Source organism: Rhizobacter sp. P1_G5, from assembly GCF_056405435.1.
Map to the genome: position 1 here is coordinate 1 of NZ_JBFUCB010000147.1, position 11,137 is coordinate 11,137.

Genomic DNA, 11,137 nt, shown 5'->3' on the forward strand with positions numbered 1-11,137 from the left:
CTGGCCGCGCTGCACGACCTGGGGCACGAGGGCGGGCGCGCGCGCTTCGCGGCCGAGCAGGCCGCCCTGCAGCGCACGCTGGCGACGATGGACGGCTTTCGCGCGGGGCTGGCGCAGGCCTTCCCGTGGCCGCATGCGCACGCGGCGGCCTTGCCCGACGACGCGGTCGTCTGCCGCTGCGAGGCCGTCACGGCCGGCGAGTTGCGCCACAGCGTGCGGGCGCTGGGCAGCCAGGAGCTGAACCGCGYCAAGGCCTTCAGCCGCGTCGGCATGGGCCGCTGCCAGGGCCGCTTCTGTGCCCATGCGGCGGCCGAGATCGTCGCCGCGAGCGCGCACATCCCGATCGAGCAGGTCGGCCGGCTGCGCGGCCAGGCGCCGGTGAAGCCGCTGCTGATGAGCACGCAGGAGGCCGGCGATGAGTGAAGTCCTGCGCAGCGACGTGCTGGTCATCGGCGGCGGCCTGATGGGCACGACGACGGCGCTGTTCCTGCGCCGCCGGCACGGCCTGAGCGTGCGGCTGCTGGAGCGCGAGCTGATCGGGCGCCAGGCCAGCGGCACCAACTTCGGCAACGTGCGCCGCCAGGGCCGCGCGCTCGAGCAGATCCCGCTCGCGAACCGCGCGCGCGCCGTGTGGGGCCGCGTCAACGAGCTGCTGGGCGAGGACCTCGAGTTCGTGCCCTACGGCCACCTGCGCGTCTGCTACACCGACCAGCAGGCGGCCCGGCTGGAACAGCACGTGCGCGAGGTGCAGCCGCTCGGCCTGGACCTGCAGATGTTCAGCGCCGCGGCGTTGCGCGAGCGCTGGGGCATCTTCAGCGATGCGGTGGTGGCGGGCTCGCTGTCGCCGCTGGACGGGCATGCCAACCCGCGCCTGGCCGGGCCGGCCTTCGCGCGCGCGGCGCAGCGCGCCGGCGCGCACATCCACGAGCACAGCGAGGTCGCGCAGGTCGAGCGCGAGGGCGGCGAGTTCGTCGCGCACACGGTCGACGGGCGCCGCTACCGAGCGGCCCAGCTGCTGGTGACCACCGGGGCCTGGTCGGCGCGCTTTGCGCAGGCCTTCGGCGAGCCGGTGCCGCTGGACGCGCGCGGCCCGCAGATGGGCGTGACCGAGCCGCTGCCGTATGCGATCGGGCCGTCGATCGGGGTGTCGACGCCGATCGAGACCGAGGGCCTGTACTTCCGCCAGATCGCGCGCGGCAACATCGTCTTCGGCGGCGGGCTCAAGGGCCCGGCGCTGTGCGATCCGGTGCGCTCGCAGGTGCTGCCCGACAACACGCTGCGCCAGCTGCGCGAGCTGCGCCGCTTCGTGCCGGCGTTCGAGAACGTGCAGCTGATCCGCGTCTGGAGCGGCATCGAGGGCTACACCGGCGATGCGGTGCCGGTGCTGGGGCCGAGCGTGCGCGTGCCCGGGCTGCACTACGCGTTCGGCTTCAACGGCGAGGGCTTTGCGATCAGCCCGGGCGTCGGCGAGGTGATGGCCGAGCTGCTGGCGACCGGGCGCACGTCGACGCCGATCGAGGCGTTCTCGATCGGGCGCTTCGCGGCGGCGCGGCAGGATCAGGCCATGACCACGTAGACCTTGCGCAGGGTTTCGGTGATGTGCCAGACACCCGTTGTGTCGGCCGGGAAGAACAGCGTGTCGCCGGCGCGGATCTGCTGCGCCTGGCCGCCGGTCGGCGTGAAGCTGCAGGCGCCCGCCAGGATGTGCATCACCTCGGCCTGCACCAGCTGGCGCTCGAAGCGGCCGGGCGTGCATTCCCAGAGGCCGCTGCGGTTGCCGCCGGCACCGGCGAGTTCGACGGCCAGGCCGCGGGTGGTGCTCGCCGGCTCGGACAGCGGGCGCGCGACCGGGCCCTCGTCCTGCAGACCGGGGAGCGTGGCGGATTGGCGGAGGATCTGGATCGTCATGGCGGGTGCGGGGAGTGAAAGAGACGCGCAGTCTGGCCGGCACGCCGCCGTGCCGATAGGACGCCCTTGTCGTACCGCAGGATCTGCGCGCCGCGTGACGCACAACGCAATTCGATGCTGCGCTGCAGGCGCTGAACGGTGCCGCGCGCGGCCGGGCCGCTCTTAAGCTGCAAGGCATGTGCAGCCTCCCGAACGACCCCGCCGCGCCCGCGCCGCCGCGCCGCCGCACGCACTCGATGGCGCCGGTGCTGGCCTACATCGACGCCCACCTGGCCGAGCCGCTGTCGCTGCAGGGGCTGGCCGCGCTCACCGGCCTGAGCGTATGGCGCTTCGCGACGGTGTTCCGCGAGCGCGTCGGCATCGCGCCGCACCGCTACGTGGACCTGCAGCGCGTGCGCCATGCCCAGGCCCTGCTGCGCCAGGGCGCGACGCTGGCCGGTGCGGCCAGCGAGGCCGGCTTCTGCGACCAGAGCCACCTGTCGCGCCGCTTCAAGCGCGTCTGCGGCATGACGCCGGGGCAGTACCAGTCGCGCCAGTCTTCTCCCTGCGCCATCAACCCCTGACGGAACGAACCACCATGCCCTTGCAGAACTTCAAAGTCCTCACCTTCGACGTCGTCGGCACGCTGATCGATTTCGAGGGCGGGATGCTGCGCTACCTGCGCCAGGCGGTGCCCGGCGCCGCGGTGACGGACGACGCCTTCCTCGCCGCCTACCGCCGGGCCCGGGCCAGCGACGCCGCCGGCTGGTACCCGGACGACCTGGTGCGCGTGTGGCATGCGATCGCGCCCGGCCTCGGCCTGCCCGACTCGGCCGCGCTGGCCGAGGGCCTGCGCGACTCGGTGGCGGTGTGGCCGGCGTTCCCCGATTCGGTGGCGGCGCTGAAGCGGCTGCGCGCGCGCTTCAAGCTGGTCGCGATGACGAATGCGCAGCGCTGGGCGCTGTCGCACTTCGAGAAGACGCTGGAGATGCCGTTCGACGACAGCGTCAGCTGCGACGACGCGCTGTGCGAGAAGCCCGACCCGCAGTTCTTCGCGTTCGCGCGCGGCCGCCTCAGCACGCGCGGCTTCACCCGCGCCGACAACCTGCACGTGGCGCAGAGCCAGTACCACGACATCGGCGTCGCGAAGCGGCTGGGTCTTGCGACCTGCTGGATCGAGCGGCGCCACGGCCAGCCCGGTTTCGGCGGCACGCTGGAGGTCCAGGAGCTGACCCGGCCCGACCATCACTTCCACACGCTGGCCCAGCTGGCGGATGCGGTCGATGCCGGGCACTGACGAGATCGCCGACCTGCTGCCGGCCCTGCAGGCGCTGCGGCGCGACCTGCATGCGCACCCGGAGCTGGCGTTCAAGGAGCACCGCACCGCGGGGATCGTGGCCTCAGCGTTGCGTGAACTCGGCCTGGAGGTGCACGAGGGCGTGGGCGGCACCGGCGTGGTGGGCGTGCTGCGCCACGGGGCCGGGCGCAGCCTCGCCTTGCGCGCCGACATGGACGCGTTGCCGATGGCGGAGCGCAGCGACCTGGCCCATGCCAGCCAGGTGGCCGGCGTGCACCATGGCTGCGGCCACGACGGGCACACCGCGATGCTGCTGGGCGCGGCGCGGCAGCTGGCGCGCAGCCGGCGCTTTGCCGGCACGGTGAACTTCGTGTTCCAGCCGGCCGAGGAAGGCCATGGCGGGGCGCGCGCGATGGTCCAGGATGCCTTGTTCGAGCGCTTCCCGAGCGATGCCGTGTACGCCTTGCACAACTGGCCCGACCTGCCGCTGGGCCAGGCGCAGACGCGCGCCGGCCCGATCATGGCGGCCGCGGACCGCTTCGACATCCTGGTGCGCGGCCGGGGCGGCCATGCCGCGCAGCCGCACCAGACGCCGGATGCGATCCTCGCCGCCAGCCAGCTGGTGACCCAGCTCAACACCATCGTGGCGCGGCGCATCGACCCGGGCGAGTCGGCGGTGCTGTCGGTCACGCGCATCGAGGGCGGGCATTCGCACAACGTGCTGCCGGCCGAGGTGGCCGTCACCGGCACGGTGCGCAGCTTCGATGCGGCGACGCAGGACCGCATCGAGGCGGCGCTGCGCGCGGTCGCGCAAGGCGTGGCCCAGGCCAGCGAGACGGCGATCGAGGTGACCTACACGCGCTACTACCCGGCCACGGTCAACAGTGCGGCCGAGGCCGAGACGGCGCTGGCGGCGGCCCGGGCCTGCGGGCTGCAGGCCGGCGTGGCGGCGCGCCCGGCGTTCACGTCGGAGGACTTCGCGTTCATGCTGCAGGTGCGCCCCGGCGCCTACCTGTGGCTGGGGCAGGGCGCCGGCGAGGCCGCCCCGCGGCCGACGCGGCCGCTGCACCACCCGTGCTACGACTTCAACGATGCGGCGCTGCCGCTGGGGATCGGCTGGTTCACGGCGCTGGTGGAGCGCGAGCTGGCGCCGGGCCGGGTCAGGGCTGGGCGGTGATGGTCTCGACCTTGATGTCTTCCACGGTCGCGCCGGCGCTGTTGGTGTGGAGGGCGCGGATGATGCCGAATCCCTTGGCGAACCAGAGCGTGGACGGGCCGTCGCCGTTCGCCGCCGCGTCCGCATCCAGCGTCTTCACCCGGCACGCGTCCGTGAAGGTCTTGCCGGCCAGCGTCACCGTTTCGTAGCCCTCGAAGGTCCAGGTCTCCTGCCAGGAAGCCGTTTCGGTATGGCCCGCAGACGCGCCCGCCAGCACCGTGGTCACCTCGGTGTAGTTCAGCGTCTTGGAGTCGCCGGCCTGCATGGTCAGCGGCAGCGTGAAGCCGTCGGAGCGCACGGCCTTGGCAATGGCGTTGCCGTTGGCGTCGTAGAGGATCCCGCCCAGCAGACGGGTGCCGTTCGCGTCCTGCGACCAGTAGGTCGCGTTGCTGCGGACGGTGGTGGCGTCCGTGAACTCCACGGCAGCGTTGCGTACCGCGCCCTCGAAGGTTTCCTTGGCCATCCGGACGCCGTCGGGGACGCCGCCCGGATCGGTCACGGTGTAGGCCACGCCCTCGGTGATCTCGAAGCAGCCGGCAAAGCTGGCCGCGGCAGGCGTCGTGGGGGTGGTCGTCGCGGCGGGCGTGGAATCGCCGCCGCCGCCGCAGGCGGTCAGCGCCGCGCACAGGGTCGAAGCCAACAGGAAGGAGGTGGGCAGGGAGATCTTGGTTTGGGCGGGTGTCATGGGTTTGGAACGTACTGCGTGGAAAGACACCCCGAGCCTACGTGGACGGCTCGCCCCGGGAGCGTGCAGACTGCCGCCTTGTCGCGGATGAACCAGACGACATTCGCCGTTGCACTACTTTGCGTTGCAGAAACGCACGCGAAGCTCGCGCGGCGCCATGAAAAAGGGCGCCCGCAGGCGCCCCTTGTCGAAAGCCGACCGGCCTCAGTTCGCGGTCGAGAACTTGTAGTCCGTCTTCGACTTCGCGCGGATCTCGTCGCGGAACTTCGCGAGCTTCTGCTGGCCCAGGGCCTGCAGGATCTGCGGCTTCACTTCTTCGATCGACGGGACCTGCGCATCGCGCGTGTCTTCCAGCTTGATGATGTGGTAGCCGAACTGCGACTTCACCGGCTCCTGCGTCATCTCGCCCTTCTTCAGCTTGATCATCGCCTGCGAGAACTCGGGCACGTACGAACCGGGGTTGGCCCAGTCGAGGTCGCCGCCGTTCTCACCCGATCCCGGGTCCTTCGAATTCTTCTTCGCCAGGTCCTCGAACTTCGCGCCGCCCTTGATCTGCGCGATCAGGGCCTTCGCGTCTTCTTCCTTCTCGACCAGGATGTGGCGGGCGTGGTATTCGGTGCCGGCCGAGCGGGCCTTGAACTTGTCGTACTCGGCCTGCACGTCGGCGTCGAGCACCGGGTTCTTCTTCTGGTAGTCGCTGAACAGCTCGCGGATCAGGATGCTCTGGCGGGCCAGCTCGAGCTGCTGCTTGTAGTCGTTGCTGTTGGTCAGGCCGCGCTTCTCGGCTTCCTGCATGAACATCTCGCGCAGCACGACCTCGTCGCGCACCTGCGCTTCGAGTTCGGCCGTGCGCGGCTGGGCGCCTTGCGGACCGGGCTTGGTGGCTTGCGCCATCAGCGCTTCGACGCGCGACTTCGGCACGGGCTTGCCGTTGACGATCGCCACGTTCTGGGCCATCGCCGCCGGCACGAGCAGGGCAGCACTGATCACCAGCATCGAAGCGTGGCGGGCAAGGGTCGACTTCTTCATGGGCTTATGGCCTTTCAACGGGGAATCGAATGGGTGCGCTATGGGATTGGATATCGGGGGGCTGCCGTGGGACCCCTTCGGGCCACCGTCACGTCTTCGGATCAGCGTTCACCCGGTGCGCGGGCCTCGATGGCAAGGGCGTGGATGCCGCGCGGAATCAAGGTTCGCAGGGCATCATATACGAGGCGGTGCCGCTTCAGACGTGACAGATCGTTGAACTGCGCGCTCACCACCTGCACGCTGAAATGCCGCCCCTCGCGCGCACCGGCATGGCCGGCATGCAGGTGGCTGTCGTCGGTGATCGCGAGGCTTTCCGGCTGCAGCGCTTCGCGCAGCGCGGCCTCGATCTCGTGCGAACTGACGGACATGCTCAACCCCTCTCCTGGGTCGGTTCCTTCGTCGGCTCCGGGGCCGGATCGGCCGGCGGCGCCGCCTTGTCGTCATCGGGCAGGTGACGGCTCAGGTAGACGCCCTGGCCCAGCACGAACGCCAGCATCAACCCGGTCGCGCCGAACACCTTGAAGGTGGCCCAGGTCGATTGCGTGTAGCTGTAGGCCACGTAGAGATTCAACAGGCCCATCAGCCCGAAGAAGGCGACCCATGCGAAATTGAGCCGCTGCCAGATGGCGGCCGGCAGCACCAGCTGCTCGCCCATCAGCTTCTGCGGGATGTTCTTGCCGAGCACGCTCTGGCTGAACCAGAACGCGAAGCCCATCACCCAGTACAGCACGCTGGGCTTCCACATGATGAAGGTGGCGTTGTGGAACCAGATGGTCGCGCCCCCCAGCACCACCACGAGGGCCAGCGTGACCCACAGCATCGTGTGCACCTTGCGGCGCATCAGCTTCAGCGTGAGCACCTGCAGCAAGGTGGCGGCGATCACCACCAGCGTGGCCAGCAGCACCGCGGCCTCGCTGGGGCCGACGCTGCCGCCCGAGACCAGGAAACCGAAATGCTCGCTCGCGAAGGCCGCCGCGGCGTCCTTGTTGGCATCGGCGAACTTGAAGGTGCCGAAGAACAGCAGCAGCGGCAGGAAATCGAGCAGCAGGGTCATCAGGGAGCGTCGACGGGGACGAAGTGGCGGCCGGAGTTACGGCTTGGGGGCGAAGTCTATCGCCGCGGAATTGATGCAGAAGCGCTCGCCGGTCGGCTCCGGGCCATCTTCGAAGACGTGGCCCAGGTGCGAGCCGCAGTTGTTGCAGCGCACCTCGACGCGCACCATGCCGTGGCTGCGGTCGACCACGCGCTCGATCACCTCGCTGTTGATCGGCTCCCAGTAGCTCGGCCAGCCGCAGCCGGCGTCGAACTTGGTGTCGGATGCGAACAGCGGCGTGCCGCAGCCGACGCAATCGTAGCGGCCGGCCTTGAAGTGATCCCAGTACTTGCCGGTGAAGGCGCGCTCGGTGGCGGCGTGGCGCGCCACCTCGTACTGCATCGGGCTCAGCTGGGCGCGCCATTCGGCGTCGGTCTTGGCGACGGCGTACGGGCTGTCGTCGCCGGGGCGGTGGTCGTGGTCGTTCGAACTCATGATGAACAGGACACCTCGATGTGTTGCGCCCAGTCGGGCGGGAAATCGGCATACGCCGCGTGCTCGGGCTGTTCGTCGAAGGGCGCGGACAGAACTTTCAGCAGCCGCTGTACCTCGCTGAAATCACCCGTCCGTGCCGCGCGGATCGCGGTATCGGCCAGGTGGTTGCGAAGCACGTACTTGGGGTTCACCCGGTTCATCCGCAAGGCGCGTTCGGCATCGACGCTGCCTTCGGAGCGCAGCCGCGCCGCATAGTTCCGTGCCCAGGCGTCGAAGGCCTCGCGGTCGATGAAGAGGTCGCGCAGCGCGCTGTTGGTGGCGCCGTCGCGGCTGTCGAAGCCGGCCAGCCGGCGGAAGGTGATGCTGAAGTCGGCGCGGTCGGCGGCCATGCGCTGCAGCAGGCCCTCGGCGAGCGCCCGGTCGCCGTCCTGCACGCCAGACAGTCCGAGCTTGGCGGCCATGCGCGCATCGAGCGTCGCGGCGAACTCGCTCTTGTAGGCCTCCAGCGCCTCGAGCGCATCGTCCTGCTCGCCGATCAGCGGCAGCAGCGCCTGGGCCAGCGCATGCAGGTTCCAGAACGCGACGTTCGGCTGGCGCGCATAGGCGTAGCGGCCCTGGTGGTCGGAGTGGTTGCAGACGTGGCCGGGGTCGAACGCATCGAGGAAGCCGTACGGGCCGTAGTCGATCGTGAGCCCGAGGATCGACATGTTGTCGGTGTTCATCACGCCGTGGCAGAAGCCGACGGCCTGCCAGTCGGCCATCAGGCGCGCGGTGCGCCGGGCCACCGCCTCGAGCAGCGCGACGGCGGGCTGTGCTGCACCGCGGCATTCGGGGTAGCCGATGTCGATCACGAAATCGACCAGCCGGCGCAGTGCGTCGACGTTCGGCTCGGTGTGCGCGAAATGCTCGAAGTGGCCGAAGCGGATGAACGACGGCGCGACGCGCGTGACGACCGCGGCGGTCTCGATCTCCTCGCGCCGCACCGGCAGCGCCGAGCCGGTGATGCTGAGTGCGCGCGTCGTCGGCACGCCCAGCGCGTGCATCGCCTCCGACGCCAGGAACTCGCGGATCGACGAGCGCAGCACCGCGCGGCCGTCGCCCATGCGTGAGTAGGGCGTCAGGCCGGCGCCCTTCAGCTGGATCTCCATCGGCCCGGCGGGCGTCTGCAGCTCGCCCAGCCACAGCGCGCGGCCGTCGCCCAGCTGGCCGGCCCAGACGCCGAACTGGTGGCCGCTGTAGACGCTGGCCAGCGGCTGCATCGGCGCCTCGGCGAGGTTGCCGCTGAGGGCGGCGAGCAGCCGCGGGTCGGAGGGCATATCACCCGGCAGGCCCAGCAGGCGGGCGCAATCGGCACTCCAGGCCACCCAGTGCGGGTCGGGCAGGACTTGCGGCGGCAGTTCGGTGAAGAACTCGCCGCCCAGCGCGGCGAAGCGGTTGGGCCAGTCGGCGCCCATCAGCGGTGGCAGCGGGGCCGCGATCGCGGCGGGAATCGGCAGGGCGCTCATAGGGCCGAAAGTGTAATGACCGTGCCGCGGCACGAGTTTTTTACGGGTAAACAGCCAGCCGGCCGGTGGTGGCGCCTCCCTATCATTCCCGCGTCGAAGACAAACGTTTTGCGCGCTGACGCGCACGAATCACCCGGGAGAAGTCGATGTCACGCCTGATGGGCCAGATGATGCAGATGCCCTTGCTGATCTCCTCGCTGGCCGTGCATGCCGCGCGGCATGCGGCGGACACCGAGATCGTCTCGAAGCGCTGCGAGGGCGACATCCACCGCACCACCTGGCAGGCGCTGGAGCTGCGCTCGCGCAAGCTCGCCCAGGCGCTGGCCCGGCTGGGCTGCGAGGCCGGCGACCGCGTCGCGACGCTGGCCTGGAACGGCTACCGCCACCTCGAGGTCTACTACGGCAGCTCCGGCTCGGGCCTCGTCTGCCACACCATCAACCCGCGGCTCTTTCCCGAGCAGATCGCGTGGATCGCCAACGATGCACAGGACAAGGTGCTGTGCTTCGACCTCGGCTTCCTGCCGCTGGTCGAGAAGCTCGCGCCGCAGCTCGGGCAGGTGAAGCACTTCGTGCTGATGACCGACCGCGCGCACATGCCGGCCGGCAGCCCCCTGCCGAACCTGGCCTGCTACGAAGAGCTGGTCGAGGCCGAGGACGGCAACTACGCCTGGCCGCAGTTCGACGAGAACACCGCGTCGAGCATCTGCTACACCTCGGGCACCACCGGCCACCCGAAGGGCGCCGTGTACAGCCACCGCTCGACGCTGCTGCACGCCTTCGCGGCGGCGCTGCCCGATTCGATGGCCTGCTCGGCCGCCGACGTGATCCTGCCGGTCGTGCCGATGTTCCACGTCAACGCCTGGGGCCTGCCGTATGCCGGCGCGCTGGTCGGCGCCAAGCTGGTGCTGCCGGGGCCGCACCTCGACGGCAAGTCGCTGTACGAGCTGTTCGAGACGGAACGCGTCACCTTCAGCGCCGGCGTGCCGACGGTGTGGCTCGGGCTGCTGAACTACGTGAAGCAGAACGGCCTGAAGTTCAGCAGCTTCCGCCGCACCGTGATCGGCGGCTCGGCCTGCCCGCCGTCGATGATGCGGGCGCTGGAAGAGGAGCACCATGTCGAGGTGATCCACGCCTGGGGCATGACCGAGATGTCGCCGCTGGGCACGCTGTCGAAGCTGAAGGCGAAGCACGTGGGCCTCGATGACGCGGCGCGCCACAAGCTGCTGGAAACCCAGGGCCGCGTGGTCTATGGCGTTGACATGCTGATCGTCGACGACGACCGGCGCCCGCTGCCCTGGGACGGCACCGCATCGGGCAACCTGCTGGTGCGCGGGCCGTGGGTGATCCAGAGCTACTTCGGGCAGAAGGAGTCTCCGCTGGTCGAGGTCGACGGCCAATCGTGGTTCCCGACCGGCGATGTCGCGACGATCAACCCTGACGGCTTCATGCAGATCACCGACCGCAGCAAGGACGTGATCAAGTCCGGCGGCGAGTGGATCAGCTCGATCGAGCTGGAGAACATCGCGATGGGCCACCCGGGCGTGCACGAGGCGGCGGTGATCGCCTGCGCCCACCCGAAGTGGGACGAGCGGCCGCTGCTGGTGGTGGTGCGCAAGCCGGGCGTCGCGCTGGAAGCCCGCGAGCTGCTCGGCTGGTTCGAGGGGCGCATCGCGAAATGGCAGATTCCGGACGACGTCGCTTTCGTCGACGAGATCCCGCACACCGCCACCGGCAAGATGCTGAAGCTGAAGCTGCGGGATCAGTTCAAGGCCTACAAGCTGCCGACTGCCTGAATTTGGTGAAGGCGCGGGCGGGGAGTCTGGGGCTCGCCGTCGCAGCGGTCTTCGCCCCTGGCGGGGCGAAGACTCCCCTGCGCTGACTGGTTTCATGGCCCGTCGCCCAAACTCCCGCCACTCACTTCGTTCGTTGTGGTCAAACAGTGGGCGACAGTCAGTGCACGAAGCGCGCTGGCGCGCGCGGGCCATGAAAC

The 11,137-nt window shown here is 70.1% G+C and carries 13 protein-coding genes; 6 read left to right on the top strand and 7 right to left on the bottom strand.

Annotated elements, in window-relative coordinates:
• On the top strand, nucleotides 1–423 hold a 423-nt coding region (locus AC1D12_RS12810; protein WP_477840769.1), incomplete at its 5' end, for a (2Fe-2S)-binding protein.
• Nucleotides 416–1,576, top strand: a complete 1,161-nt coding sequence (locus AC1D12_RS12815) for an NAD(P)/FAD-dependent oxidoreductase (RefSeq protein ID WP_477840771.1) — start codon at nucleotides 416–418, stop codon at nucleotides 1,574–1,576. The genes AC1D12_RS12810 and AC1D12_RS12815, both read left to right, overlap by 8 nt.
• Here the strand turns inward: AC1D12_RS12815 and AC1D12_RS12820 are convergent.
• Nucleotides 1,558–1,908 (bottom strand): cupin domain-containing protein, encoded by a 351-nt coding sequence (locus AC1D12_RS12820; protein WP_465111936.1) that lies wholly within the window; start codon nucleotides 1,906–1,908, stop codon nucleotides 1,558–1,560. The genes AC1D12_RS12815 and AC1D12_RS12820 overlap by 19 nt on opposite strands.
• A gap of 176 nt (nucleotides 1,909–2,084) precedes the next feature.
• Here AC1D12_RS12820 and AC1D12_RS12825 point away from each other — a divergent pair, with 176 nt between their 5' ends.
• Genes AC1D12_RS12825 through AC1D12_RS12835 form a run of 3 tightly spaced genes read left to right on the top strand, consistent with a single transcriptional unit; the run spans nucleotide 2,085 to nucleotide 4,361 of the window.
• On the top strand, nucleotides 2,085–2,471 hold the full coding sequence (locus tag AC1D12_RS12825; protein WP_465111937.1) for a helix-turn-helix domain-containing protein: 387 nt from the start codon (nucleotides 2,085–2,087) through the stop codon (nucleotides 2,469–2,471).
• A 14-nt stretch (nucleotides 2,472–2,485) separates the two neighbouring features.
• Complete coding sequence (locus AC1D12_RS12830; RefSeq protein ID WP_465111938.1) at nucleotides 2,486–3,184, top strand: HAD-IA family hydrolase; 699 nt, start codon at nucleotides 2,486–2,488, stop codon at nucleotides 3,182–3,184.
• Nucleotides 3,171–4,361: an amidohydrolase gene (locus AC1D12_RS12835; protein WP_477840774.1), complete on the top strand. Its 1,191-nt coding sequence runs from the start codon at nucleotides 3,171–3,173 to the stop codon at nucleotides 4,359–4,361. Before AC1D12_RS12830 ends, AC1D12_RS12835 begins: the two co-directional genes overlap by 14 nt.
• On the opposite strand, the gene AC1D12_RS12840 is transcribed toward AC1D12_RS12835, so the two are convergent.
• The 6 genes from AC1D12_RS12840 to AC1D12_RS12865 form a co-directional block, all read right to left on the bottom strand.
• A complete protein-coding gene (locus AC1D12_RS12840; protein ID WP_465111940.1) occupies nucleotides 4,345–5,085 on the bottom strand; it encodes a hypothetical protein in 741 nt (246 codons plus the stop codon). The genes AC1D12_RS12835 and AC1D12_RS12840 overlap by 17 nt on opposite strands.
• Before the next feature lie 204 nt (nucleotides 5,086–5,289).
• On the bottom strand, nucleotides 5,290–6,114 hold the full coding sequence (locus AC1D12_RS12845) for a peptidylprolyl isomerase (protein ID WP_465111941.1): 825 nt from the start codon (nucleotides 6,112–6,114) through the stop codon (nucleotides 5,290–5,292).
• A 101-nt stretch (nucleotides 6,115–6,215) separates the two neighbouring features.
• On the bottom strand, nucleotides 6,216–6,482 hold the full coding sequence (locus AC1D12_RS12850; protein ID WP_047504237.1) for a BolA family protein: 267 nt from the start codon (nucleotides 6,480–6,482) through the stop codon (nucleotides 6,216–6,218).
• A gap of 2 nt (nucleotides 6,483–6,484) precedes the next feature.
• The gene (locus tag AC1D12_RS12855; protein WP_047504233.1) at nucleotides 6,485–7,168 is read right to left on the bottom strand and encodes a septation protein A; all 684 of its coding nucleotides are present in this window, start codon (nucleotides 7,166–7,168) and stop codon (nucleotides 6,485–6,487) included.
• A 36-nt stretch (nucleotides 7,169–7,204) separates the two neighbouring features.
• On the bottom strand, nucleotides 7,205–7,642 hold the full coding sequence (msrB, locus tag AC1D12_RS12860) for a peptide-methionine (R)-S-oxide reductase MsrB (protein ID WP_047504229.1): 438 nt from the start codon (nucleotides 7,640–7,642) through the stop codon (nucleotides 7,205–7,207).
• Complete coding sequence (locus AC1D12_RS12865; protein WP_477840778.1) at nucleotides 7,639–9,147, bottom strand: protein adenylyltransferase SelO; 1,509 nt, start codon at nucleotides 9,145–9,147, stop codon at nucleotides 7,639–7,641. The genes msrB and AC1D12_RS12865 overlap by 4 nt, the downstream gene beginning before the upstream one ends.
• A 146-nt stretch (nucleotides 9,148–9,293) precedes the next feature.
• Here AC1D12_RS12865 and AC1D12_RS12870 point away from each other — a divergent pair, with 146 nt between their 5' ends.
• Nucleotides 9,294–10,940 (top strand): 3-(methylthio)propionyl-CoA ligase, encoded by a 1,647-nt coding sequence (locus AC1D12_RS12870; protein WP_477840780.1) that lies wholly within the window; start codon nucleotides 9,294–9,296, stop codon nucleotides 10,938–10,940.
• The last annotated feature ends 197 nt before the right edge of the window (nucleotides 10,941–11,137 follow it).